Here is a 25594-nt window from a genome sequence, read left to right as displayed (position 1 = left end):
ATGCGACTCGCGCCATGGTCGGAGGACGAACCGATTTCTCATTTTCTGAAATAGAACCCAGACTTCTGAAAGGTCTACGCGGTCACCACGTTTTGTATCGGCTGGATTGGCAAGACTAAGTCTTGGGGGCGCCGTAACTCCGGCAAATCGCCTAGTCTCGTAGGGGAGCAGCACCGCCAGTTGTTTTGAGGTTCGCGCCACAGCTCACATCGCCAGCAATTCCTGATGAATTGCGACCATTGCCCAAGTGTCGCGCGTGCAATACGCCACAAGATCAGAATAGACCTTCTCGCGCGCTGGATCATCCGGTTCGGTCAGTGTTACGTCCTTCCAAAGGCGAGACGCGCTCGCCCCCTCTTTGATGTCCAGATCATCGTATGAAAGTTCTGGCAAAAACGCTGGAAGAACGGCCTTGATAGAGGCGCTTCCTTTGAACGCAGGATCGTTGATCATTTCATCCGCAAACGGCTTCATCAGATCTACAACGCGTGCATTTAGGCCTTCCAGGAACTCTGCATGCTCTGGATAAGTTTCCGCCATTTCCGTATTGCGCGATTTCTCGAACGGCGCATACCAAACCACTAAAGAGCCAACGTCTCCTATGTCCTCACGAAGCCTTTTCAGCAAGGCTGGCATCGGGTTACTGGCGTCTCGGTGGAGATACTCCCTGTGCTCAATTTCTCCGCCAGGCTCATGCTGGACATGCAAGGAATACTGGAAAGCCACTTGCTGATAGGGACGCGTTCCGTCCCAGGGTGGCAGCAAACTCTGAGACGTCTCGTAGTCAAAATAATAAACCGGATAGACAATCTCGCTCAGAAACCTGCTCAACTCCTGATGATCGATTGTGCGCCCACCATTCGCCGTGGCTCTCAAGTAGCGTTGCGTCGACTTGCCCAACACAAATGGATCGCTGATCTCGTCAATCTTTGTGATCCCATTTGCGATGAGTTCGGAGGCTTTTTCCGAATTCATGAACGGAAGGCGGTGGATACTGTCCTGCGCGAGAGGTGGGTCGAGTTTTTCGCGAATTTCCAGCCATTCACCGTAGGATTTAAGGCGCGCACGTTCGGGGGACGGGTCAGGCATCGTACCGCTGGCAACGACGCTCAATGCCTGATCGATACGCGTGCGTGTTTTTTCGAGCTGCTCAGTCACCGCATCCGTGATGTCAGTGATGCTGACAAGCTCTTGCGGATTGATTTCGCCGTTTCTGACGTAATCACGGTTCACATGTGCCACTTCGCAGCGCGCAATGGGGAACCCCGCTGCCTCAAGCACGACACGCTGGAATGCGAGATCAAAAGTGTGTTCGGGCTTTGCAGAAGTCCCGCTCTTGATCTCTGTCAGAACGTACCCATCGCCGCTGCGGCTCACGATGTCGGAGATGCAAGTTATGGTTCCATCTTCATAGCGTCCCTGAGCCACGGCGTTCGCACCATCTCTCCAAGCATCCAGAGTGCGTGCAGGCAGAGCTTGGTATTCAGAAAAATCTGAAAAACCGAGGCGAACGAGATCACCAAAAAGCTCCTCTGCATAAGGCTCAAACGCGTGCCCCTCGTCAAAGCGTGCTTGCAATGAGGGGTCAATTGGCGGCAACAGATGCCTGGCGTGTTTTTTGATCCATAGCCAGGCAGGGTGCCTGAGAAACATCATGTAATCTGATTTGGATAGCATCGTGTAATTTGCTTCCCAGAATTGATGGAACCAGTGGAAGACCATCATGGTCAGCTATTGAGAGCAACTTTTCTTTGGTGCAGTCGGCGTCACCAATCTATCAAAGCCTCATGTAAATCGTACCGATAGCTCGGTGTCCATCACGCCACTAAAACCAGCTGACCATTCTTCACCCGGAGACACTGGCCATGCGTCTGTCAAAGTACCGGTTGTAACCAGCTCGCCTCCCTGAAGCTGGTCGGCTTCGGAGAGCAGAGATACAAGATGAGCCAGGACTTCAATTGGGCCTCCAAGCGCGTTTTCACCTTTGCCGGACTCGATGGCCTCGGTGCCCTTGAACAATGCTAGTGGCACTTCGGCCAAGCCGATCAAAACATCATGCGTCGCCGCGATTTTGTCGCCAAGAACAAGGCAGCCGTGCAATCCTTGTGCTGCGATTGAATCTTCGACTGAGAATTTCCAGTCGGGATAAATCGATTGCACGATTTCAAACCCTGGAGCGACCCACTCCACGCAACCTGCCAACTGTTCATTGTTCATTTCAGCCGTCGGCGCATCGCCGAGGCCAAGTACGATTTCTGGCTCGATTCTCGGTTCTGAATACCTTGCCAAGTTTACCGGCTGATCAGTCGAAAACAGCCCATCTGAGTGAACCTCTCCCCAAATGGGTTGATCCACACCATAAACAGGCCAAATCGTGCGGTTCGTGAAGCCGACTTTTCTGCCAACTCTTTCTTTGCCCAAAATCTCGCGGACACGACTAGCAATCGAATATGCGTCATCCAGCGATAGCTGTCCTGCCTCTGAAGACAGTTTAGGTATCTGCCGGGCAGAGGTCAGGGCATCAGCGATTGTCTTAGCGTTAGCTTCAATATCTCTTGTCATATTCGCATTATACGCGCCTACGGCTGGATTGCGATGCAATCAAGGTATTGAAGAACTAGGCTCCTCAATTCACAGGTATGAAAAACGATGCTAACTATTGGCCCATTCCGTTGGAGACCTGACATGACCAAACTTCGCCTTTTTGGTATCGTCATCCTTTTCCTTGCAGCACTAAGTGGGCTTTCAGAGCACCTGTTTTATGGCGGTGTCGACCCAAACGGCGTTCTGCAAGAAAGCTTCTTTTTGCCGCTGACTTTCATTCTCGCAGCAATTGGCGTCGTTGTGCTCGTAGTTTCGTTGTTCCAATCACCGCGTGACTGAGACGCGTCCGTCAGTTAGAACGCTGTTCCAAAACGCAAATCGGGTAATCTCCAGGATGGCGACCTCCGCCCAAGTCTAGGCAGGCCTCCTCATATTGGTAACGTTCGACCGCACGTCCCGCTAGGAACATGCATAACCCGACCGTCAATACGGTGAGCGCCAACAGTATCTTCGTACTCCGTGTCATTGCTCAGTTTATTGTTTCATTCTCTTGGTTTCAGTCAACCAGCTTTCAGATCTTGTCGAAAATTGGCAAACTCTGAAACTCAAAATTCAAATTGGTTTCGTCGAGTTTCTGAATAAGGGACGCGCCCTCGATAAGATCAATCTCGGTCCAGAAGTTTTGGCCTACTAGCTTGAAAAGGTGCGTATCGGCGGAGCGGTGAGCATCTGCATTGATCTTAGCTATCGACTCCGAAATCCAATGATCCATGCCTATACTCAATGGCGCTGTTCAGCGCCCGTCAAGCTCGGGAAAATCGTTTCAAGGCTTGACCTTTTGCGACGGCTTCTACGCAAAGGTGCGTATGGTCGGAATGCAAAACCCGGCTTGTCTTGCCTCGCAGTAATTGCACGAGCAGGTCTGCATTGGGCAGACCTTCCCGTGTTGTGAGTTTGCTCATATGCCACAACAAAAAATCCAAAAAGATAAACTTTGTTTTTCAAGTCCTAAGTTAAGGTAGCTTCGCTTGTACTGCGAGAGGAGAAAGTTGGTGACAAACAATAGGCCGTTCCCACTAAGTCGAATTGCTCAGCTCATCACTCTGGCGAATATCGCATTCGTAATTTTGGCTTATTTGATGTCGCCAACCAAAGCACAAGCCCAAAGCTCACAGGCCTGCGTAGAATTGGGGTCTCCTCGAATAGAGTATGCTTCTGGATCTGAAAGCACTCGCGTTAATCAAACAATCTCAACGACGGAACGCACGTGTCTGCCGATCCCAAACGGACCCATAACAGGACTTACAATTGGTAACTCCTCTATCACGTCCTCAGGTGAAATTGAGTTGTATGTTCCTGGCCAAAATACCGTTCCAAGCAATGCTTCAGTTTTAACTCTTCTGAATGTTGATGTCGCCGCAGGCAGCGGAGACTTTGTATCCCGGGAAGCATTGGCAACAAACATCAACGGGAAGCTCAGAGTGAACCTCATTGGAACTTCGATTGGTTCCGGCAGATCAATGACGTTCGTTCCGTTCAACGGCGCGAATATCGACCCCACTGAAGTTTACTTCCAGTCAGACCGACCGTTAACCTACGACAACCTGACCGTTATGGGGGCTACCGAAGTGGTTTTCGGGGCGTACTATATCCAGACCCGGGTTGCCGAGGCTTCTGATTTCACACTGACGAATAGTTCGATTTCTTCAACCAGTGACATGGCGATTGCGGCAGGCACGACTGTTCGGCTTGATGCGGCAAGCAGTTTGAACACCGTAAACTTTGAGAATTTTGGCACGCTGGCCGGAACGGGAAACGTGAACGCATTCAACTTCACAGTTAAGAACGGAGGGGTGCTTTCGCCGGGCTTTTCAATTGGTACGCTTAACAATAGTGGCGGTATCGCATTTGAAACTGGGTCAAGGATCTTAAGTGAAGTCGATCCGACGGCCGGTCAGAAAGCCGATTTGGTGTCATCCAGCGGGCGCGTTACAGGGATTAACCGCGCCACTATACAAGTCGAAGCCGCTCGTCTCGGCCTGACTGCGCAGGACTATGCTGCTGGCAACGACTACACGGTTTTTCAAGCCTCGCGTTTCGATGGAAACTCCCCAACTCTTGTTGCCGGAGGATCTCTGCCCGCCCTATCCAGTCTGAGTATCTCAAACACGCCAACCGCGGACGGTAGAATCGACATAGCGTTTTCGACCCTCCCCGTCTCGAGTTTACCACAACACCCATCAGTTGTTGGATCTCCCAATGCAAGCAACCTTGCTGGTGCGGTGGCCAACACCACAAACACGTCACCTGGAACTAATCTGACCAATGGCTCAACCTTGGGTAATACCGTTAACACGCTTACCAATTCAGGTTTGGCTGGGTTTAATCGTGTGCACGCAGAACCCTATTCCTCCAATTTGACCGTTGGGCTTGAGCAACTTGACCTGATAACCAACACCGTGCTGAGCCACGCTGACTGCCGCAAGTATCAAGCGGTCGGCTTCAGCAATGAGGATCAACCTATTGCATCGGGAGACATCGACTCGGCCCAGAGCCCTAGTGGCGCAATAGACTGCTCTGATCGGCGCTGGTGGATCGACACGGCCTATGTGAGCGGGGACGTTGATGGAAGCAACGGCCTTGGGACATTCGACTATTCGCTGGGCACCATTCTGGTCGGAGCGGATGTCGCAAGCACCGATAGAGGTGTGGTCGGCGTGTACGCAGGTTTTGGGACATCCTCCATGGATGAACACGATCAAGTCGATCAGGACTTTTCGACCGACAGCTATCATGTGGGCGTCTATGGGCGTACAACAACAGGAACCTGGGAGTTTTCCGGGCTGATCGGTTACATGTTCGGTGAAACTGACGCCAAACGGACTAACCCTTCTGTTGATGGCTTTACAGGAGGCGAGGCTAAATCGGAATTGGACCAAGAGGGAATCCACGCCGGTATCCAGGCACGGAAGTTGTTTAACCTGGACAGCGGTGCAAGGGTTTCTACGGTTTTTGGATTGAACTACGGGCGTATTCAACAAGGTTCAGGCACAGAGACTGGCGGTGGTGACTTCAACTACTCGATTGAAAAAGCGAATGCAGAGTCTCTGGTCGCTTCCATTGGGTTTGACTACCAACGGGACTTCTTGACAGAGAATGGTTTGCTAACCCCAATCGCCTTTGCTCGTTACGAGTATGACTTCTTTGCCAACAAGGATAGTGAGCACGAAATCACTGTCACGAGCCCGATATTTGGCACGTTCACACAAGTCGGACAAAACCGAGGTGCAAATGGTTTCGTTCTTGGTCTGGGGCTAGGGTATCAGATTTCTGATCTGGCCAGACTGACGGCAGGATATGGTTATTCAGTTCGCTCCAACGGCCAAGAGCACGGCCTCGGTGCAAACTTAAGTGTTCGGTTCTGATTAGGGCGGACCAACGAAGAGGAGTGGTAAGCTAGCAGCAACAACTTGCGGAAGCTATTGTGGCGATGTGAGCTTCATTCCCTAGCGATCAAAATTTGGGGATATTAAAAACATAGAGCCGCGATTTCTTGGCGTCGTCTGTCAGGATGTAGAGAAGCCCTCTGGTCTCATCGAGAGCGATCCCTTCGGGATGTTTAACTTCCTTTTGTTTTCCATCTTCTGTGAACGTCAAACTGATAGACTTCACTGACTTGGATTTTGGATTGTAGACGAAGATCTGACGGCTTTTGTCACTCACAATCCAAAGAGAACGTGAGGACCGGGACCATGCCAGGCCGCTCAAATCCAGTTCATCGTCCCCTACGCGATCAGACATAAAACCAGCCTCGCGATCCAAAGGGATGATTTCCTCAATATCAGTCAGCTCTGGTGACAATACCAACAACAGCCGCGGCTGACCTTCGATAACCACGAATACTCGGCCGGTGTCCGGATCGACGGTGATGCCCTCAGGTCCCTTATTCAATGGATTGCCGACGAGCAATTCAGCGGCGTCCGAGTAGCCTTTGAGAGATGTGAGAGGGATTGTAGTTAGTTGAATGGGGTCTGTCGGGTGAACGACTAGAATTGATCGATCAGTTTCCTGAAGTACTAAAACAGACCCATCTTTTCGTGATGCGACGCCCTCCAGATCTGATCCCGCCAATGAAGGCAGCTTGAAAGAGTTTCCTAACACCCCGTCGGTTCCAAGTAGGTGCAGTCCAGGTTCAGCGTCGCTTACGGACCACAAGAAGCCTTCAGCGTTGGACAAAGACAATCCGGAAGGCTCTGAGAAGCCTTCCGATTTATCTGCCACCTTGAATGAGGCGATGAGAGTCAAACCGGGGTTGTCGGCGTGGGCGAGCTCAATCCAAGCCAGAAATGCAATAGTAGCGCTTGCAAAAGAAGCCGGTGTCCTAAGCTTGGGGAAGCGCCGTGAAAAGCCAATTTTCGACCGAAGCAGCTTGTGTTCTGACATTGGATATTCTCGCGCTTGGACCACATCCCTGTATCAGCGTTCGTACCACAGTCCGGATGCGATGTCCGGAGAATGCACGGTAATCTCTTTACCTGATCGCGCCTGTTGCGATTGAATTGGACAAGATGGCGGAACGCAATCTGCCAGAGCAAGCAGGAAGGAAGTTAAGTTGAACAAGACTTTCCCACTCATGGCCGCGCTATTGATGGTGCTGTTGCCAGGCGCTGCGGTAACACAAATCGACCCCGCGACCATGTTGGCCGGTACTACGGAGTCGGAAATACTTATCGAACGACGTTGGTTACAGTTTCGGGGCAAACAGGAACTGTATTTCTTCACTCTCGACGTCATCGTAACTGTCATACTGACTGGACTAATCGTCTATCACCCCGTGAGGCGGAGAGCCCGCAGAAGTGTCAGTGATATCGTCATGCCGCGACTGTTCTTCCTATACGCGCTTGTTGGCATGGCGGTTGGGTTTCTGGTCGTACAGCACGGATCGATGATCGGGTTCGTGATATTTGGAATAGGAGCTCTGCTGCGGTTCCGGTCAAATATGGATGACCCGGTCGACACGGTGGAAATGATCATAGTCACCGTGCTTGGGCTGGCGGTAGGGCTGGGCTTGCCCTTGATGGCCACGCTGGTGGCGGTTGTTTGTTGGTGTTTCATTTGGCTTGGTGGACGCAACAAGGGTGTTGAAATTTCGCTCAAAGCTTCAGACGAAGAACACTCATTGAACGTCAGCGGGGCCATTGAAGCTATGGCCGCAGACGCTGGCTGGAAGCTGGTCAGAAAACACCACGTCCCCGGAAAGTCTCGCGTCTCATTGCTTTTCATCACCTCGGGAGGGCTTTCAGAAGCCCGGATAGAAGAGATGATAAACGATCTGGTCCCTGATAAAGTTGAGCTGAAACTCAACCTCTAGTCATTTAACAAGGTCCAAACGTTTCAACACCGCGTTCGGGGATCTGATCTCTTTCGGAAGCGACTTGAAGTTTACCGACCTTTCGAAATCGGGTCCTCGATATACTGCTATCCCAAACTCTCCGTTCGGCTGGAACGTAACATGAGTGAAGCTGTGAGGTGATCTGGCGCTATCGCCAATAAGCCGCCGCGGACCACCGCCCAAACAAGCCTGTGAAACATAAGCCACACCGCCTTTCCAACCCGGATAGAAGGCATGATGGTGGCCTGACAGATGCAGAACAACACCGCTTTCCAGATAGATTTTCTCAAGTGTCGGGTCACCGATGATTTCGCGTTCGCGCTGGATCGCGAAAGGCCAAAGTGGGAGGTGACTGAAAGTGACAATCGGGTTTCCATTTGCACCCAGTTCCTGTAGCCGGTCCTGCTGATCACCGGATAGCGGGCCCAGGGTCGTTGCATCCAGAGACGCAAACGTAATGCCCTGCATCTCAAATGCGTAGAAGAACGGGTAGTCATCCGAAACCAGGAAGTCGACGCTTGGTTTTCTCGGAGTCCATTCCTCTGCGTATATTTTTCTTTCACGCTCGAACCCTCGGTAGGCGGAGGCATCATGGTTTCCTGGTGTGACCGCAAATGGAATGCCGGCAGCCTCTAAAGGATCTGATACGGCCTCGTGAAACGCCTTCCACATCTCTCTGACCTGTTTGTCTGACAAGTTGGGAATGCGCTGTCCCGCGACCATATCGCCCGTCGAAATCACCAGATCTGGATCAATCTCGACTATCCGCTTAATCGCCTTGTCGACGCGGGCATCGTATTTCACCGAACCATAGCTGCCGTTCAGATCCGATATGACGATAACATCCAATGCCGCCGCTTTGCAGGCGATCAGAGTGGTCCAAATGAACGCCGCGAAAAGCGTAGAAAGCCTACGGGTCATTACAATCCACTGTCTCTACCTCGGTGTTGTTTCTCAAAAAGAATGCGACAGGATCCAAGTCGAACATCAAATCGCCATTTGAGCAATTGTCCTGGAGAATGGACGTTGCCAGCTCGGTGTTTTTTACAACTTGTGCAATCTGCCTGTCTGACAACCCAAGGCTTTGCGATAGCCAGCCGTAGACGGGACCTTGAGATTGAAGATCACTATTCAAAGCGACCAAGCGCCGATACACGCTTGGAGAGAAGTGCCGCATTTTCTCCAGCATTTGAGTGGATTTCGCGAAGTTGGCATACTCGACACGCCCGCCAGCATCGTTGTCGTTTAGATTGCTGCGACGGATCAATAACGCGTCGGCGGGAACGTCTCCATCGTTTGGCTCATGGTGCTTGGCTTTCTTATGCTTCAGCTTTCCGTCTTCGACCCAATACCAATAGGGTGTGAAGTCTATGTTTCCTACGCGGTCCTGCTGGCTAAAGATGAAATCGAGGAGTACAATCTCGGTAAGTTCTTGCATCCAAAATGCCATCTGTTGGTCGCTGACATCGGGACCGAGATCCTTGTTGATCATCCGGTCTCTTCGACCTTCTCCGACGCCCACTACAATGGCCTCTGGCAAGGGTTTTGAAGAACGCAAAGCCAAGAAAGCAGGAGTTTCCTGAAAATCGCGGTTCTGACCTTTTCCCCAACCAGATTTACGGGTGCCGTTGATTTCCGAGCCGTATCGATGCCCAGGGCTATCAAGCAGCACACCGAATATTTGCGTTCGATCTGCGGTGAACAGATCGTCGGTTGGCTGGTATGAGTTCGGGTCAGCATCCGCAGCTGCGAAGACCCGCCAGCCTTCGTGGTTCATGCGCCCGCCATGAGAGCCACCAGAAATCGCAAGGCCAGGCTCGGCGACCTCGGAAAAATGCGCCTGGGCGTCCATGCTACGCCAAACGGCGACTGGAACTTTTACAGTCGCGTCGAAATATCTGGAGAAATGATAGTAAAGCAGTGAAGACGTGGAAAAGGTTCCACTGGTGCCTTTTTGGTTCATGGTGGACTTGAATTTAGCCACCCTGTCCTTAGCCAGATCTTTTGCCGCCTTCCCCTCTTTGCAAGCGTTTCTCTCGAATTCAGAACGGTTCCCCACGTAAGGTCCTTCCGAAATATCGTAGACGGCCATTCCTGGGCTGGTGCTCCAGGTTTTTGGGCAAATAGCAATTTCGGAGGCATAGAAATCGATCTCGCAATAGGCCGTTTCTTCCTCAAGATCGCTTTTCTTATACTCGCCCGTTGGAACTTTTTCGATCCGAATACAGCGTTCAGTAACGCCGTTGGGACTATCAAATGTCGTGGCTTCACCGAGAACATCGTCGTTCGCCCACAAGACAGTGGGTGCAATTAAAGCAAGTGACCCCAGAAGATTGAACTTCATTTGGATAGTCCTCCCAATATCATTTGGGGCAAATCGCTGCCTGTTGCTCGTTGGAGATCTTCAATTTTGGGTCGACACTGAAGTTGGAAAATTTTGAGTCAATCCACTGGTCGCACCCGCCTGAACAAGGGGCTCCGTTTCGGGCATCATTCCAATATTCCTTGGCCCTTTCTTCTGTCCAACCGCAAAACTGAACGAGCGCCATCGCCGACAATGCACCTGAGGAATGAACGCCCCACATGCAGTGCACCAGAACAGGGCCCTTTCCAGGGTTTTTAATCACCTCGTGTATGGACGCCATGACAGCATCGGGTCGAGAGGATCTGGCGCTCTGATAGTCAAAGGATCCGTTTCCGCAGCTGGTGCGACCGTATTCAGTGTTTTTGCCGAAGTCGGCATAAAACCCGGTTGAAAACCCTTCGCCGCACAGAGTTTCGCGTTGACCTTCACTTAGGCCAGTTCGATCCTTGTCGCCGCCCTTGAAGCCGGATCGATACAACACTCCGCTTAAGACTGGGCGAAAGAAAGCGACACCATCAATGCCTCCGTCACCACCCTTTGAAAGCATTTGACTTTTGCTTGGACCGCCATTTCGACTGGTCACGTCAGAATTCGCAGCGGTTGCGAGAACACCAATGAATATGAGGGACGCCAAAAACCGCATGCCAAATCCTTTCTATTCTTGAACCTTTAATGCTCAAACTCTTGCGACCTGATAGTCTCTCGGAAAGGCTAGTTCATGACAACCATATCAAGTGGGCAAATAGCTTTCCGCTGTGAAACTTTAGATGGGCCACACGAGATTGATGATAACGACGACTACGAAGTAGGCTAGAACAACTTTCCAGTTCCATTGGTGCTTGTTTTCTTCGTTGATCACGCCAGCCGATTTCAATGCCAGGTTAGTGATGATTAAGGCGACAACGATGACCGCCGCGTGTGCCAGGTCGAATTGCAAGTTTGGGCTCCTTCTCTTGGATTTGGGATTGATGGAAATTTGTCAGCAGTCACCTGATGGCAGCATAGCTACATCTGAGTACCTTCCCTCAGACGTCGTGATCTGAGCACATGCACCTGTATCCTTGTTAAACCAGTACGAGGTCAGCCCTTCGCTTCGGATGAGTTCAAATCCGAGACTTTGGATGCCCATTTCAGCTTGGCCCGCTCTTGCCCCTTCAAATGGCGAAAGATCGCTAGAGCTGCCCACAGTTGGTGCACTTGCATCCACCGATCCGCCACTCTCTTCGCATGCTGCAAGTGCAGAAATACATACCGCGCCGATCACCATTAGGACATTGGTTCTCATGTGTTTTTCCTGGCTGTTTTGGGAACGTGTTCAAGGGCTTCTGGTCGATCACCTATTCAATTCCGAAAATTACGTTGTAGCCGACGGAAGAGTTGCTGCGATTGATAACCTCCACAACATGATCACCAGATTGCCAAAGCTGCCCTCGATACTCCTTGTCCGCCGACATCAATCCCAACAGTTCAGAACCATCGGGGTTGCGAATAACGTAGTCCAAGGAGCCATTTCGCGGAGCAACGCGAACGTAGAGGAACTGTTCGTTTTTGGCACCCAGAACGTATTGCTGCGACGCTCCGGGCGCGAGTTCACCAACAAGTTCTGCGCCAGTGGAACCAGAATCAAATTTGACACGTTGGCTACCAGTAGACCCGGCGGCGCCTGCCATGGCTCCACCGCCATCATCCATCGCTTCGACAACCGACATCTCGCCGATGCTTCCATCCTTGTACGCGATGCAGCGCCAAAGTGTTCCACCTGCATCTCGCAGCATGACGAGCGTGCCCGCTTCTGAGAACTCTGAGCTTTCAATCGTACCGGACTGACCGTCTGGTCCACCAACCTGCCGCAAATGGTCGATACACGCGTCGTCGGCTTCTGACATTGCAAAGGCAGCTGCGCCCGCGATTGCGAACATGGGCGTGAGGAGTTTGAATAAAACGAGTTTCATCAGATGGTCCCTTGCTGGCTAATCCTTGGAGTTTTGTTCCGTGCAAATCGGAACCTCACTTGGCTTCTCGTAACTTTGACAGAAATTCATCGCATGCCTGCGCGCTGCCGACGATCTCGTCCGTCGTTTCAATTCCTTGCAGTGACGCCATTTCAGAATTTACGCGGTTAAGGATCTGATCCGCTTGCTCGGCGGTGATCAGGCTCTCGGCTTGTGCTCCTTTCAATGTGGAGCAGACACCGGCGGACAAGCCTGTCGCAACGCCGACACCCACCGCGGCCCCGCCACCCAAGGTCATCGCCCCAACCACGCCGAGGACGAGCCCGATCACAATTCCCAAGATTACTTTTCCCATGTTTTCCTCCCTTTTGGTGAGAAAGAGTTCAGCCACCACTACTGGCGCAATCTGCGTGCCCATCTGCAAATCAAGACCAGCGCTAACAGGTTGAGCGCCGGAGCAATCGCCGCGAACCACGGCTTGGCGGAATCCGATAATAAATCCGCCACAAGTATCCAAGGTAGTCCCAACGGCAGCAGGAACACTCCGGACAAAGGGTCTCGTTCCTGTCCCAACCAGCCAAAAGTGCCCGTCAAGAATGCAACCAACGCCAACAGGTACATGACCGCGAATACGATGATGGTGGTTCTACAAACCAAGTCGAGTCTCAGCAGATCAAGCCAGTGCTGCGCAGCCGTTTTCGGCTACGCAGCAGACAGGTCACAATGCGCCTTCGTCGCCCAGGAACTCGATACCAGCTGTCGCGCCATCACTGTAAGCAATGCAATTCCAAGGAGCACGATCCTCGCCAACACCGACAGTGACTTGTGTTCCCGCTTCGCTAAACGCAGATGAGAGCACGACGACTTGCGAGTTGTTTGTTGTGTTGGCTACATCTCGCAAACACGCCTGCTGAGCCGGCGTGAGCTCGGCGGACGCGCTTGATGTACTCGTATCGTCGCAGGCCGCAAGCAGTGCGAAACATGTCGTGCCTGCAATCATCAACAACTTGTTAGACATTTTCCTCTCCCTCTGGTTCCCTTGAAATTATTGAAATTGGATGGGCTTGTTTGAAGTTCTCGCGTCAGAGCAGGCTATGGAACATACTTCGACCCTGTGATTTCCCTTCCCAACAACTTGTCGCGGGGGGCTTGGCGGGCATAGCGATTTTACTTTGACTACCGAGACCGCCGACAACGTGTGAAAGCTGAATGACGACACTGGCAAAAGCTCGAGCGAATTCTGGAAATAGGGCGAGTACGTTTAGTCTGAGCATCGCGTCCTCCCAGCGCTCAATCATTGTAAAGTGCCTTCCGACCGCCAGCACTCACTCCAGCAGTCGGAAGGGCTCGGCACAGCGAGCAGCAACGACAACAACGGAGGTAAAATAAAGTTGTGTCGAATTCGCATGTTTGAATCTAATTTTTAATAAATCAATATTTTTCCTGCGCGTAAATTTCTCTACGCTCTCGTACGATAGGCCTCTGCGTTCAAACAAAAAAGTAAGTGGGAGCTGCGAGTGTGTTCCCCCGAGCGGCGAAGCGATTTGAGGCCGCACAGAAACAATGAAGGGATTGAAAGATGGGTTTTGGTGAAGCCGTTAAGACGTGTTTCTCGAAATACTTCCAGTTCTCCGGTCGGGCTATACGCTCAGAATACTGGTGGTTCTTCTTGTTTGTGGTTCTCGTGAGTGCTGGTTTGGCTGTGCTGGATACGATCATATTCGGGACCAACCCTGAAACTGGGCAAGGATCTCGGGTTCTGTCCTCTGTTTTCCAACTGGCTGTTCTCATACCTATGCTGGCTGCCGGTTGGAGACGGCTGCATGATACAGGACGACCTGGCTGGTACTTGCTGCTGCCGATGGCGCTCAGCATTACAACGCTTTTTGTTATGCTGGGTGGGGTGGCGTTCTTCTCGGTATTGGAGCAAGGGACGGAAAACCCCGATGCATTGCGAGGACCCGCGGCAGTCCTGGGCATGACCGGTATTGTTGTTGTCTCAATACTTCAATTGGTTCTGTCCATTCTGATGATCTGGTGGTTGACACGACCTTCCCAAGAAGGCGCAAACGAATACGGCGCATCTGTTTCTTGACCTGGCTACCCGGGCAATTGGCTGGAATCTCTGCTGAACGACAGTGCGAACTACAACACCATGGAGAGAGAAAATGAGTTTCAAAACGATTTCCACTGGGACGCTGATGGTGGTTATGGCGACTACAGCATCAGCGGAGTGGTCGTTTAGTTCCGGGCCCAATCCCAATGCATTTATTCAATCTGGAAACATGACGCTGGAACTTCAGTGTAACCGTATCCGCTTTGCGCCGGCTGGATATGAGGACAGCCAGGACATTGTGGAGAAGCAGGGGCTTTCCATTCGATTTTTGAAGAACGGCACCACCGAAGTTGGGGCATTTCAAGTTGGCGCAGAAAACGCGGCTTTGCAGATCGTCGACAATTTTCCTGTCGAGGTCAGTTTCAATAGTCAGCAAGACTATGGTTTTGTGCTGGACCAGCTTGCGGTCAATGCATCGGTTAATTTGTCGATGATTGATCAAGATGTCAGCTACGGAATCTTTGACTTGAAGGGTTCCAGCGCGGCAATTCGGTCCCTTCGTTCTGCCTGCGACTCGGATGCTAGCCAAGAGGCCTCATACGAAGCACCCGAAGGCATCGTCTATTGCGGTGGCGGAGGCATAAAACGCGTGATTGAACCCGTAATATTGGATAATCCGGAGGGGGAGTGGGACGCACGTGTAACGGTCAACGGTGAGGCGATAAGAGCTATGACTGCCTACAGTTACTTCGGAAACTCAGAACCACCGGCCGGATTTGTCGTCGCCCTGCTTGGGGAAGACAGGTCCGAGTTTCTGATTTTTAGCGAAGGCTCGGCAAACTGGATGGAGTACGGAGATTACAGATATGATCAATGCAATTGACGCCGCTTTCCAACCGGCTTCCCAAAAAGTGCGCCAGTTAAAAGGTGTGGTTTCCTGGCTTGTTCTGGTTTCGGGTCTAGTTTGGACCTCACCAGCTATCGCGGCTGACGTTTCGCAACTTCCCACCGGTTTGCGGGCAAAGGTTGATCTGGCGGCACAGGCCTGCGCGGATTTCAACGACGGTCAGTTTGACTTAGATTGGGGTGCGGTTGAAAGGGTTGATCTCGACGGAGATCTAAAACGCGACTGGGTTCTGAATGAATCTGGCTTTGCGTGTTCGAGCGCCGCATCTCTTTACTGCGGCACTGGCGGATGCATGTCGCACTTTTGGGTTAGTGAAGAGGTGCACTCCTTGCTAAACCAAGGCTGGACGGTTGTTGACTTTGGACGCCAACGCGTTGTCCTTGCGGACGTCCATGGATCCAATTGCGACGGTATAAACCCGACGCCTTGCGTCACGGCTAGTGTTTGGGATGCCGAAGCCAAGACTTGGCGCTCGTCTGCTGGCGATTGGGAATAAGTTGCATTTGAGAATTGCAGATAAGCCATAGGAACTGGTTTGTTAGATGGGTTCTCTGTGGCACGCAAACTTATGGGCAAATCGTGCAAAGTTATGCGCAAATACCGCGCAGAGTTATGGGCAATCTTCCAAGATTTTCTTCAATGAAATCAATGTTGGGAATGCAGCGTTATGAGCGCACCTACATCATGTGTACACGCGCAGCAGCTTTTGCAGTCATTGGTTTTGATTTTCTCATAACATCTTCCTTGTTGCGTTGCAGATGACCAATATTTGGCAAGCACCAAGAAACAAATCGAGAGACATACTCGGGACACCAATCTTCATTTTTAGGGAGGGTCGGGTTGAGGCTGCGCGTCCAACGGACTCAGCTACTCCTTTTTCGCATACTACCCAGTGAAGCCGTCAAACTTCTTATAAGTACCAATGACACTGCAACACGTTGTCTGCTCGTCTTCGCCCTCTGTAATCAAGACCCGATATTCGAGACCTCGAAGTAGGTATTCACCACACGCAACAAGTGCTCATAATCCCCCTGGACGGCGTCCTCCAGAAAATTCTGAGTTCTGGCTTTCTCGGCTCCGGCTCTTTCGGCTGCGGACTGGCAGCGCGCCAGCACTTGAAAGGCGTTTGCGTTTGTTTTGGGTAGGTCGATGGTTGCCAGTTTTTTCATGTCAAATCCTCATTTAGAATACCGGGCCATCTTTGCAGGTCGAAATTAATCTCAGGTATAAGAATTGCGGATATTGCCCCGATCCAGAGACTGATTGGGATTTAACATAAGTCGCGATTATGCTGCGTTTTCGCTCTCGTCAGCCAATCTCCGCTGCCTTCGGACATCAGTCAGTCGTGAAATCTAGATCAGTTCTAGCGTTGAGCCGAGAACACAAAGTGCTTCTCCGTTCCGTAAGGTCAGCGATGCGCAGGAATCCGGACTTTGCTGTCGGACGTCTAAAATCAGATCCCCTTCTTGTCGGGAATCAAACACAGGTCCAAAAGCAAGATTAACAAATGGGCGGGCGTCGCGCTATTCAGCCACTGCCGCGACCGAGGCGATCCATGCATTTGGCACAAAGGCATCATCCAACGCGGTTTCCGCCACATGGTTCGTATAGTTCGACAGGGTTTTCAACGCTGTGCCGAGGATGACTTCCAGCATAGATCGGCGTGTGTAACCAGCCGTCAGAAACGCCTCGACCTGTGCGTCGCTGGGCCAGCCTCGGCTTTCGTTGATCACGATGGCGAATTTGCGCAGCGCTTCCAATTTGGGGTCGGCGATAGGGCTGCCATCGCGTAACGCTGCGATCACGTCTTCGGGGACACCGGCCATCTGTGAAAGAGTGGTATGGGCGGCCATGCAGTACTTGCACCCGTTCAACCGGTTGTTAGTCATAAGGATGATCTGGCGCTCAGTCTCTGACAGGCTGGTCTTTCCAAAGATGCTGGAAAGTGTCGTATAGCCTTCCAAAATTGCGGGCGCTTCGGCCATGGCCGCATAAAGGTTGGGTACAAAACCATATCCTTTCAGCGATGCTTCCAGAATTGGTTTCGCGGCATCAGGGGCTGAGGCGATTGTATATGTCTCAAAATCAGTCATGTCTGGTTTCCTTTGGGAAGAGTTTTCGACACACGCGAATTGTCATTGCGGACAGGGTGTCTTGGAGAAATGCCGGCCTTTTGGGGAGGGGAGAGGCAGCGGTGGCTCCGACCGGCAAAAGCCACCAAATTCCTCGATCAAAGGCTGCCGACAGGCGTGTGGTGGATGTCTGCCCACTTGGCATGGGCGCCTTGGATCACGGTCTCTTTGTCCTCAAGGTACTTCTTGAAGATTTCCTCATTCACAAAGAGATAGAGCTTGTCGTCCACGATATCGGCATACCGAACATCGCCATCAAGCTTCTTGCCTACATAGACGCCAAAGGCGCAGAACCCGCCGAATTGAGGCAGATGTGCCGTCGGATCCGCCTCGAATGTGGCTTTCGCTGCCTGCGACGCAAAATAGTAGTCCACTCCATCATGGGCCGATGTAAAAGTGGCGTTGCCCATTTCGGGTATTTCGGCTTCAAACATCGATACAGGATCGACGCCATGCATGCCGAGGGGCTGCCCAGTCAAGGTAAGACTGTTCGAAACGTTGTATTCATCGTCAGCCAATGCCGCCGCCGCCAGGGCGAGAGTCAACGCTGTTGTAAGCGCGGGAAATGTAAAGATGCGTGTCATGATATGTCCTTTCAGGATGCTAGGATCAAATTTGAAGATCGATTTGGGTCAGGCCGATTGGCCAATGCGCTCAACCGCGTCGTCGGTCCACCAGACGCCGTTGGCGACCATGCGGAAGTTGATGATGGCGGCGAGATACCCGTCACCTTCAGGCACCTTGGCCCCGGCTGTGGCATCGCGAACGACAGCGACTTCGTAGCCCAGCTCCAGCAGCTCGTAGAGATGCGCCTGCGTACACAGGTTCGCCGACATCCCCGCGAGGATCACCTTGTCGATCTTGCGTTTACGCAATTGCAGGTTCAGGTCATTCTGAGCAGGGCTGTAAACCTTGTGTGGCGAGCAAATGATGGTTTCGCCATCCTCGATGTACTTCTTGTATTGCGGCATCCAGTCGGCACCTGAGCCCTCGAAGTTGTCCAAATTGAGCGGTCCCAGGCGGTCAAACATGCCGATGCTGTGCATCGTCGCTTCCAGAGTGCCCTCGAACTCCCATTTGTGGTCATGTGGGTAGTAATAGTGGGGCGAGATGAAGACCGGCATCCCCGCAGCCTTGGCGGCAATGAAAAGCCGTTCGATATTGTCGACCGTGCCCTGTTCGGTCACGCTTTCGCCAACGACGCCCCACGTCACACCGTCCTCTGACAAAAAATCAATCTGGGGGTCGGTCACCACAAGCGCAGTACGCCCCGGCTCGATGGTCATGTCGATTTGGGGAAGGCCTGGATTTTCCGGGTCAGCATAGTAGGCGCGTGCTTCGTCGGTCGCGGCAAGGGCCTGCCCGCCAGCCACTATTGTTGTACCTGCCGCGGCCGCACCGGCGGCTTGTTGCAAGAGTCGCCGGCGCGCCATATCAACGCGTTCGGGCGTGACGTCGCAAGCGCAGCTTGCTCCATGTTTGTGGTCATGATTGCTCATTGCAAATTTCCTTTGTCTGAGAGGGGCAAATGGGTTTGCTTTACTCGGCAGCGCCCCAGGTGGATCTGACAAAGAAGAAGTTATGCACCACATCGATTGAGGTATCGGCCCGCCCTGCCAAGGTTTTGGCCGAACCTGCCATGTGGTCTTGAGGTGTGTGCCTAGTCGGAGGTCGCTTGCTGCCTGAATCGTGCCGGAGCCTGGCCAACCCAGCGCTTGAAGGCGCGGCTGAACGTGCTCTGTTCCGAAAACCCGGTCATAAAGGCGATCTCGGCTATGGAAGCCTTACCGTCACGGAGCAGGTCACGAGCGAGTGCAACTTGTGCCTGACCAAGAACGTCGCGATAGGTCAGCCCTTCTTCGGCCAACCTGCGGTAAAGAGTGCGCTCGCTCATTCCCATCTCTTGGGCGACATGCGCCGCCTGCGGTGCGCCGTTACTTAGGGCTGGCGTAAGCCGGTGGACAATTGCTTGGCTCAGTGAGGTGTCGTCATCGCGAGAGTTGAACTCCTCATCCAGGTGCTTCGTCATGAAATCTGACAAGCCCGGATCGCCAAGACGATTTTCGCTTTCCAGCATAGCAGGGCGCATAGCAATGGCGTTGTGGTCAGTACCAAATTGCACGGGACAAGCAAAATGCTGGGCGTAACGTTCATGCTCTTGTCGGCACGCATGTTTGAACGCGACATATTCGAGCGACAATCCAGCACCCACAAACCGATACATATTCCGTGCAAAGGCGGCAAGCGCGCATTCGTTGCGCAATTCCAAGGCGGCGCGATGTGGCGTTTGCCCTTCAAATATCCAAAGGACCGGATCGCCGGTTTCGTCAAGTCTGTAAACTGCGGTGTCCGTGACGAGACGAAAGTAACGTTCGATCCGTTGCAAAGATTCCCGCAAGGTGGGAGCTGTCTTTACAGCCAGGCCAAGGACGCCGAGATCATCGGTCGCAATCGCGTTCGCATAGGCCTCAACCAACGCAACCTCATCCGCTTGTTGCGCACGAATCCAATCTATCAAATCGAAATACGCATCATCCGCCAATTGGCCGTCTTGAGCTTCTGGTAAACGCAGCACGACAGCGCCATTCGAAATCAGGGCGCCATCGTCGTTTAGCGTCATCCCGGCGGCGTTGGCCATCGCGCGGGCGAATGCGTAAGTTACACTTGCCATACAGTGAGATTAGCACTGGAAAGCTCTTTCACGCCAGATCGTCCAACCCTGTGATAGGTATAATAAATAGAGACAGCCTCGATCTTCGGGCGCTTGAGGATAAATGCGCCAAACTGATAACACTCGTCATCAGGTTTTCTGAACGGTATCGTCCGAAAGCGAGCGGAAGCATGCAGCCATAGAGGTCATGGTAGATGGGCGAAATTTTCATATCTGTGCTGCTGCCGCTCGCAGTTGTTGTCATCATGTTCTGCCTTGGCCTCGGACTCACAGCGGCTGACTTTCAACGCATTGGACGACGTCCACGGGCCTTTTGCGTCGGCGCTCTCAACCAGATCATTTTGCTGCCTTGCATCGCTTTGATGGTGACTTTTATCTTTGGGATTTCCGCTGAGGCAGCCGTTGGCATCATGATTTTAGCGGCCTGTCCGGGCGGGGCGATCAGTAACATCGTGACCAAGCTTTCGAATTGGGATGTCGCTTTGTCCGTTACTCTTACAGCAGTCTTCAGTCTGACTTGTGTCGTTACCGTACCGCTCATCCTGGGGTTTTCGATGCAGATGTTCATGGGGGCAACTGCGCCCGCTATCGACATTTCTTCGACGGCTTTAGCAATGTTTTTTTTAACAGCTTCACCGATCCTAGCCGGGGTGATCGCGCGATCCTTGGCGCCGCGAATTGTAGCTGCGGTCGAACCAATCTTTAGCAAGGTCTCTATGCTACTTTTTGCGATGGTCATCGGAGGCGCTATCATTTCAAACTGGGTGGTGGTCGCGGATAACTTCCTTAGGCTTGGACCCGCACTTTTTGTTGTAGGTGCGTCACTCACGTTTATTGGCATCATGAGTTCAGGGATGCTCGGATGCACAGACATCGAGGCGAAGACGATTTCAATTGAGACCGGCGTTCAAAACGGAGCTTTGGGAATCGCAATTGCCACTTTGCTGTTGCCTAACACCAATGGGTTAAGCGAATATGCCATACCATCCGCAATTTATAGCGTGGTCTGGATCGTAACGATGTTGCCTGTCTTCGCCCTACTTGCGCGAAGAAGCCCAATTTCATGATCCTGACGCCTATTCTCTAGCTTTGGTTATGCGCTGAGCCAAGCCCCTTCGTTTCCATGCCAGAGCGCCGTCTGGTCAAAGAGCGATCAAGGAGCTCCAAAGCCCGTTGTGGAACGGCCGCTTTGGCGATTTTCCCTGTTGAAGGGAAGAGCTGTTGCTGCCAGTGCGGTGGATCCTGCGTCAGCGAAGGTGTAGACGCCAAGGTCAGTTTTGTCCGCAAGTCGGAATTGCAAAGTCTTGGATTAAGTGTCCGGATTGGGCTGGACCTGCCAAACATGCAAGCCGCGGAGAATGGCCGCATCGAGCCCACTTTGGCCGATGCCGCGCGTTGCCCGAATTACAGAAATGCGCAGAAAGCGAACTTTGCAAAATTCGAAGAACGATCATTGCGAGTCTTTGCCGAGACCTTTTGGAGCAACCGCTATGAAGAACGGGCTGGACAGGCTATTGATCATAACTTGTTGTTCTGTCGAAATCTCGCGCCAGTTGCAGGTCGCGTTGATTTCTAAGTCAGGTGAAGGTTACTGTCCCGAATTGGTTTTCGCGATACTGCAAAGCAGATCAACATGTTGATCCAACCAGTCTTCGTCCAGGGCCTCGTGACGTATGAGCTCGCGAAAATAAGGGGCAGCGACTGCTAGTTCTATAAGCTGTTCAACCGGAACATCCGCGGCGATCTCACCGCGGTCTATTGCGGCTGCAAACACTGCTTCAACACTTGCGAACCTGTCTTTCATGAATTCAGTGATCACCAACCGCGCTTCTTCGTCGGTGGACGCAGCAGCGACCACCTGAGGCGCGATTTGGCCCCATGGTGTGTCATTCAAGGCTCCCATCAGTACGCTGAGTAACCAGCGCAGGTCAGATCGCAGCGGGCCATCGGTTTTGGGCGGTATGTTCGGCGGTGTTGCGACGCGCCTGAATGCTGCATCACGCAGACTGCGCGCATCTGGCCAGTGCCTGTAAAGTGTGCTCCGCGAAATACCCGTTGCCTTTGAAACCGCGCCATGAGTTACGTGCAGTACGCCCTCATCCCTCAGTATCCTTTGCGCCGCATCAAGCGCGGCCTGCCGTGTGGCGATCAGCCTGGGATCTTCTTTCAATCGCCCCTCCTGTAGAACACTTTGTTGCGCTATAGAACATTTTGTTCTATTAATATGATCAGCTAAAAACTAAAGCTCAATACTCAATTCCGCAAACAAGTCTTGTCAAAATGGGAGCGTATCAATGTTCAATGTGGCAGCAACCCCGCTGGCGGTACTCTTATCGATGGGCGCGACAACCGCATTGTCCGAGAGTGGCACCTACGAGCTGGATCCTGGACACAGCCAGGTATTGTTCAGCTACGACCACATCGGGTTCTCAGAAACATTTGGAATGTTCTCAGGTTTTAGTGGCGAGATAGAGTTCAACGAAGATGATCCGTCTGCGTCATCTGTCACAGTGTCTATGCCTGTAAAATCCGTGATCACGGGCTGGGATGCCCGTTTGCAACACTTCATGTCCGATGACTTTTTCAGCGCGAGTGACGGTGACGTGGTCATATTCGCCTCAACCAGCATTGAAGTGACCGGGGAAAACACCGCGGATATTTCTGGCGACCTGACCATGAATGGCGTCACCAAACCTGTTGTTCTGGAAACAACGCTTAACAAGTCAGCGCCATACCCGTTTGGTCCAAAAGAGGGCACGCCGACCTTGGGGCTGGCAGCAACGGCGACTATCGTGCGGTCTGAATTCGGACTTGGGGCCTTTGCACCAGCGGTGAGCGACGAAATAGATCTCTTGATCAATATCGAAGCATTAAAGGCTGAGTAATGTGTGCAAGGGCGCTGATACTGCGCTGAGCGCTCATTCTAAACTTTTGACGGGCTGGCAACAAAATGAATGTGTTCTTTAGACTACTGGCGGTTGCTGCGATAGCGGTGGCGTTGACGTGCCCGTTGGCATTCGCACAAGAGCGCTCCTTGCCGGAGCGTACCTCGCCCCGTCCCGAAACGACAAGCGGCGTACCGCATACTCAGATTGGTGTCGAAATTGATGCCGATTTGGCCCGGCTATTGCTGGAGCGAGTTGCGCAATTCCCAGGGGTCACACTTGGCCCGACACGCATATCATTACCTGGCGCGATTGGCTTTCAGCTTGATCCTGACATGTTGTTGTCTCAACCGAACTCTATCGTCGGTGGGTTTGAGTTTGCGCATATGCATACTGATGGCAGCTTGCACGCTTCGCTTCACCCCGCAATGGCGCGGCAGGCAATTGAGGCTGGTTGGGCCGTTGCACACCCTTGGGCCAAGCAACGTCCTGGGTGGAGCGGCTTTGTGATGATATATACACCGACCACACCAGAAGAGTTGGATGTCGTCATCGATTTGGTCGAAAGTTCGTACACCTTCATCACCGGAAACACCTTGGACTAAGCTCGAATTGCGCGAAAGTGTGCGGGGACGCCTGTTTTCTGTCTGAGAGCAGTTTCAGCCACCTTGTTTCTCGCAGTCATTTTTTTCTTAAATTGTCGCCGTGGCGAATGCTCGATACCTTCAAGCCATTCACACTAATGGTAGCTGCCGTCCGTTTGTTAGATTTTGCAAAGCTCGGAGTCGAAGTTCCGCTTCGGGCTGCCATCGGTCACAGATGAGAAGAACTACGGACTGATACCATTAGATTGGATATTTCGAAGTGAACCTTCGTTAGCGACGTGAAATGCGTTAATCATTCACCTTAATTCTAGGTTTCGCCAGCCAATAAGACGTTTTGCTCGGCTGTGTGTTTCAGCGCAAGTTTGGGAACTTGCAGGCTTAGCAAAATGCCCAGGCACAAGTTTTGGTCACAAAAATCTATTCGTCTGTTAATTTTGGTTCAGAGGAATTGGTTTAGCTAAAAGGATCACATCGACTGATGAAGCGGAAAATTGCTGCGATCCTAAGCCTCGATGTCGTCGATTATACCAAGCGCATGTCAGAGGATGCTGAGACCACGCTGAACACTCTACAACGCATTTTGGACGATGTGATCAGACCGTTGGTCCATGAAAACAAAGGACGAATATTCAAGCTGATGGGAGATGGTGCTTTGGTTGAGTTTGTTGCAGCCACAGACTCAATTAATGCTGCCAGCCAGATTTTCAATCAGATGAGAGATGAAGACGTAACACTTCGAGGAGGTCTCCACGTTGGCGACGTAATGCCAAATGGCACAGACTTGTTCGGAGAGGCCGTGAATGTTGCGTCGCGCCTTCAGTCCAGCGCGCATATTGGAAGTTGTCTCGTCAGCAAGACAGCTGCTGAAGTTGCGGGAACTTCGCTGGCGGTTGCTTTGCGACCAGAAAGCTCGATACGGTTGAAGGGAATTCCAAATCCAGTGGAAGCCTACTCTATTGATTTAGATGGTGACAAAAGACGCGCAAAGAACAAGCTGCTGGCTAGCTCTCAAGACGTCCGCTTTGCAAAATCAAAAGACGGTACAACGCTTGCCTGGACATCCACTGGAAGTGGTAGAAAGTTACTGGTCACACCAAACTGGCTTAGGCATCTGGAATACGATTGGACGATGAACACCATCGCCGGGTGGTTGCCGCTGCTTTCTGAAAATCACTGCCTTTATCGGTTTGATGGTAGAAACAATGGCTTGTCCCAGAGGGGCGTGCAGGATGTGTCTTTGAATCGGATCGTCGAAGATGTTGAGGCCGTACTGGACGCAGCCGGGATCGAAAAAGTTCCACTGTTTGGCATATCTTTTGGGGCAACCATTGCCGCGGCTTTTGCCGCAAATAATCCTGACCGTGTTTCGGGGTTGGTTCTACTCGGTGGATTTGCACAAGGACTCGCGGTGCGTTCACAGCCCGGAATTGCCGCGCTTGGGCAAGCAATGATGGATATGAGCCTTGAAGGCTGGAACGATGAATACCCTTCTGCAAGAGACTTGATGGCGCAATCATTTGCTCCAACCGCAAGTCCGCATGACCAGCGCACTTATGCAGAATTTATGAAAGTGGCAATGGACCATCAGGATTGGCTCAAGATTGGACCACTGGTCGCAGGGGTCGACGTAACCGATCTACTTCTGCGGATCACCTGTCCGGCTCTGGTTATGCACGCTAATCGAGACAGGATGCACAGTGTTGAACAAGGTAGGATTTTCGCCTCCGGCATCCAGAAGGCGCGCTTTATTGGCCTTGAGACAGCAAACAATACGATGCCAGAGTATGATCCTGCCTGGCCTAAAGCCCTAGTGGAAATAGAGCGTTTTTTGAATTCAATTTGAGCAGTGTACGTTGTTCATCGCCAAAACTTTATTGTTCGAAGGTAAGAGGATGCCGTGCGCCCTTCGATTTTCGATACTGGAATTTAAAAACTCTAGGCTTCTCGTCATCGACCGCTTTGTCCTGATCTCGGAAATTGCAAAGTCTTGTTGCGAATGTCTGGTTTGGGCTGGTTGCGGTCAACCATGCTTATCGTAGAGACTGGTAGTACATGGTTCCGCAGAGCAGTGTTGGGGAAATGCTT

General features: G+C 52.1%; 28 protein-coding genes. 11 read left to right on the top strand and 17 right to left on the bottom strand.

Features of this window, described 5'->3' with window-relative positions:
- Nucleotides 1-204: 204 nt before the first annotated feature.
- A complete protein-coding gene (locus ACR0CG_RS21705) occupies nucleotides 205-1725 on the bottom strand; it encodes a DUF2779 domain-containing protein (protein ID WP_170408634.1) in 1521 nt (506 codons plus the stop codon).
- A gap of 60 nt (nucleotides 1726-1785) precedes the next feature.
- Nucleotides 1786-2562 carry a 2-keto-4-pentenoate hydratase gene (locus ACR0CG_RS21700; protein ID WP_170408633.1) on the bottom strand — a complete coding sequence of 259 codons (777 nt, stop codon included), beginning with the start codon at nucleotides 2560-2562 and terminating at the stop codon, nucleotides 1786-1788.
- A gap of 123 nt (nucleotides 2563-2685) precedes the next feature.
- On the opposite strand from ACR0CG_RS21700, the gene ACR0CG_RS21695 reads away from it, so the two are divergent.
- Together ACR0CG_RS21695 and ACR0CG_RS21690 are read left to right on the top strand one after the other, a co-directional pair.
- Nucleotides 2686-2883: a DUF3955 domain-containing protein gene (locus tag ACR0CG_RS21695; RefSeq protein ID WP_170408632.1), complete on the top strand. Its 198-nt coding sequence runs from the start codon at nucleotides 2686-2688 to the stop codon at nucleotides 2881-2883.
- Between the two features lie 713 nt (nucleotides 2884-3596).
- Nucleotides 3597-5969 carry an autotransporter family protein gene (locus tag ACR0CG_RS21690; RefSeq protein WP_480527459.1) on the top strand — a complete coding sequence of 791 codons (2373 nt, stop codon included), beginning with the start codon at nucleotides 3597-3599 and terminating at the stop codon, nucleotides 5967-5969.
- Nucleotides 5970-6057: 88 nt separating this feature from the next.
- Here the strand turns inward: ACR0CG_RS21690 and ACR0CG_RS21685 are convergent, their stop codons facing one another.
- Nucleotides 6058-6987, bottom strand: coding sequence for an SdiA-regulated domain-containing protein (locus ACR0CG_RS21685; protein ID WP_480527457.1), 930 nt, complete (start codon nucleotides 6985-6987; stop codon nucleotides 6058-6060).
- A 169-nt stretch (nucleotides 6988-7156) separates the two neighbouring features.
- Between ACR0CG_RS21685 and ACR0CG_RS21680 the strand changes: the two genes are divergently transcribed.
- Nucleotides 7157-7915, top strand: coding sequence for a hypothetical protein (locus ACR0CG_RS21680; protein ID WP_480527456.1), 759 nt, complete (start codon nucleotides 7157-7159; stop codon nucleotides 7913-7915).
- Here ACR0CG_RS21680 and ACR0CG_RS21675 read toward each other — a convergent pair whose 3' ends face one another.
- From ACR0CG_RS21675 to ACR0CG_RS21640, 8 genes are all read right to left on the bottom strand, one after another.
- Nucleotides 7916-8857: a metallophosphoesterase family protein gene (locus ACR0CG_RS21675; protein WP_480527455.1), complete on the bottom strand. Its 942-nt coding sequence runs from the start codon at nucleotides 8855-8857 to the stop codon at nucleotides 7916-7918.
- Complete coding sequence (locus tag ACR0CG_RS21670) at nucleotides 8847-10280, bottom strand: hypothetical protein (RefSeq protein WP_170520106.1); 1434 nt, start codon at nucleotides 10278-10280, stop codon at nucleotides 8847-8849. Before ACR0CG_RS21670 ends, ACR0CG_RS21675 begins: the two co-directional genes overlap by 11 nt.
- Nucleotides 10281-10299: 19 nt before the next feature.
- Nucleotides 10300-10944, bottom strand: coding sequence for a protein-tyrosine phosphatase family protein (locus ACR0CG_RS21665; protein ID WP_170786509.1), 645 nt, complete (start codon nucleotides 10942-10944; stop codon nucleotides 10300-10302).
- A gap of 120 nt (nucleotides 10945-11064) precedes the next feature.
- Nucleotides 11065-11238, bottom strand: coding sequence for a hypothetical protein (locus ACR0CG_RS21660; protein ID WP_157054209.1), 174 nt, complete (start codon nucleotides 11236-11238; stop codon nucleotides 11065-11067).
- A 42-nt stretch (nucleotides 11239-11280) separates the two neighbouring features.
- Nucleotides 11281-11586, bottom strand: a complete 306-nt coding sequence (locus tag ACR0CG_RS21655) for a hypothetical protein (protein ID WP_170418736.1) — start codon at nucleotides 11584-11586, stop codon at nucleotides 11281-11283.
- A 52-nt stretch (nucleotides 11587-11638) separates the two neighbouring features.
- Nucleotides 11639-12253 (bottom strand): hypothetical protein, encoded by a 615-nt coding sequence (locus ACR0CG_RS21650; protein WP_170568101.1) that lies wholly within the window; start codon nucleotides 12251-12253, stop codon nucleotides 11639-11641.
- 55 nt (nucleotides 12254-12308) lie between these two features.
- Nucleotides 12309-12671: a hypothetical protein gene (locus ACR0CG_RS21645; RefSeq protein WP_209507168.1), complete on the bottom strand. Its 363-nt coding sequence runs from the start codon at nucleotides 12669-12671 to the stop codon at nucleotides 12309-12311.
- 300 nt (nucleotides 12672-12971) lie between these two features.
- Nucleotides 12972-13271 carry a hypothetical protein gene (locus tag ACR0CG_RS21640; RefSeq protein ID WP_170515939.1) on the bottom strand — a complete coding sequence of 100 codons (300 nt, stop codon included), beginning with the start codon at nucleotides 13269-13271 and terminating at the stop codon, nucleotides 12972-12974.
- Between the two features lie 561 nt (nucleotides 13272-13832).
- On the opposite strand from ACR0CG_RS21640, the gene ACR0CG_RS21635 reads away from it, so the two are divergent.
- From ACR0CG_RS21635 to ACR0CG_RS21625, 3 genes are all read left to right on the top strand, one after another.
- Entirely contained in the window at nucleotides 13833-14348 is a 516-nt protein-coding gene (locus tag ACR0CG_RS21635) for a DUF805 domain-containing protein (protein WP_170515942.1), read from the top strand.
- A gap of 73 nt (nucleotides 14349-14421) precedes the next feature.
- On the top strand, nucleotides 14422-15192 hold the full coding sequence (locus ACR0CG_RS21630) for a hypothetical protein (RefSeq protein WP_480527452.1): 771 nt from the start codon (nucleotides 14422-14424) through the stop codon (nucleotides 15190-15192).
- Complete coding sequence (locus ACR0CG_RS21625; RefSeq protein WP_480527451.1) at nucleotides 15176-15712, top strand: hypothetical protein; 537 nt, start codon at nucleotides 15176-15178, stop codon at nucleotides 15710-15712. The genes ACR0CG_RS21630 and ACR0CG_RS21625 overlap by 17 nt, the downstream gene beginning before the upstream one ends.
- 469 nt (nucleotides 15713-16181) lie before the next feature.
- Here the strand turns inward: ACR0CG_RS21625 and ACR0CG_RS21620 are convergent, their stop codons facing one another.
- The 5 genes from ACR0CG_RS21620 to ACR0CG_RS21600 form a co-directional block, all read right to left on the bottom strand.
- Nucleotides 16182-16385 (bottom strand): hypothetical protein, encoded by a 204-nt coding sequence (locus ACR0CG_RS21620; protein WP_480527450.1) that lies wholly within the window; start codon nucleotides 16383-16385, stop codon nucleotides 16182-16184.
- A gap of 354 nt (nucleotides 16386-16739) precedes the next feature.
- The gene (locus ACR0CG_RS21615; RefSeq protein WP_142639617.1) at nucleotides 16740-17309 is read right to left on the bottom strand and encodes a carboxymuconolactone decarboxylase family protein; all 570 of its coding nucleotides are present in this window, start codon (nucleotides 17307-17309) and stop codon (nucleotides 16740-16742) included.
- Between the two features lie 137 nt (nucleotides 17310-17446).
- The gene (locus ACR0CG_RS21610; protein ID WP_170790462.1) at nucleotides 17447-17932 is read right to left on the bottom strand and encodes a YHS domain-containing (seleno)protein; all 486 of its coding nucleotides are present in this window, start codon (nucleotides 17930-17932) and stop codon (nucleotides 17447-17449) included.
- A 48-nt stretch (nucleotides 17933-17980) separates the two neighbouring features.
- A complete protein-coding gene (locus ACR0CG_RS21605) occupies nucleotides 17981-18847 on the bottom strand; it encodes a cysteine hydrolase family protein (RefSeq protein ID WP_058282012.1) in 867 nt (288 codons plus the stop codon).
- 161 nt (nucleotides 18848-19008) lie between these two features.
- On the bottom strand, nucleotides 19009-19986 hold the full coding sequence (locus tag ACR0CG_RS21600; RefSeq protein ID WP_237217123.1) for an AraC family transcriptional regulator: 978 nt from the start codon (nucleotides 19984-19986) through the stop codon (nucleotides 19009-19011).
- Nucleotides 19987-20213: 227 nt separating this feature from the next.
- Here ACR0CG_RS21600 and ACR0CG_RS21595 point away from each other — a divergent pair, with 227 nt between their 5' ends.
- Complete coding sequence (locus ACR0CG_RS21595) at nucleotides 20214-21086, top strand: bile acid:sodium symporter family protein (RefSeq protein ID WP_480527447.1); 873 nt, start codon at nucleotides 20214-20216, stop codon at nucleotides 21084-21086.
- A gap of 122 nt (nucleotides 21087-21208) precedes the next feature.
- Nucleotides 21209-21595, top strand: a complete 387-nt coding sequence (locus ACR0CG_RS21590) for a hypothetical protein (protein WP_480527445.1) — start codon at nucleotides 21209-21211, stop codon at nucleotides 21593-21595.
- Between the two features lie 12 nt (nucleotides 21596-21607).
- Here the strand turns inward: ACR0CG_RS21590 and ACR0CG_RS21585 are convergent, their stop codons facing one another.
- The gene (locus tag ACR0CG_RS21585) at nucleotides 21608-22189 is read right to left on the bottom strand and encodes a TetR/AcrR family transcriptional regulator (RefSeq protein WP_480527443.1); all 582 of its coding nucleotides are present in this window, start codon (nucleotides 22187-22189) and stop codon (nucleotides 21608-21610) included.
- A gap of 124 nt (nucleotides 22190-22313) precedes the next feature.
- Between ACR0CG_RS21585 and ACR0CG_RS21580 the strand changes: the two genes are divergently transcribed.
- From ACR0CG_RS21580 to ACR0CG_RS21570, 3 genes are all read left to right on the top strand, one after another.
- A complete protein-coding gene (locus ACR0CG_RS21580) occupies nucleotides 22314-22904 on the top strand; it encodes a YceI family protein (RefSeq protein ID WP_480527441.1) in 591 nt (196 codons plus the stop codon).
- Between the two features lie 149 nt (nucleotides 22905-23053).
- A complete protein-coding gene (locus tag ACR0CG_RS21575; protein ID WP_480527439.1) occupies nucleotides 23054-23509 on the top strand; it encodes a luciferase domain-containing protein in 456 nt (151 codons plus the stop codon).
- 478 nt (nucleotides 23510-23987) lie between these two features.
- Complete coding sequence (locus ACR0CG_RS21570; RefSeq protein ID WP_480527437.1) at nucleotides 23988-25352, top strand: alpha/beta fold hydrolase; 1365 nt, start codon at nucleotides 23988-23990, stop codon at nucleotides 25350-25352.
- The last annotated feature ends 242 nt before the right edge of the window (nucleotides 25353-25594 follow it).

Source organism: Ruegeria sp. AB8, assembly GCF_056542605.1.
This window is presented reverse-complemented; position numbering and strand designations above follow the sequence as displayed.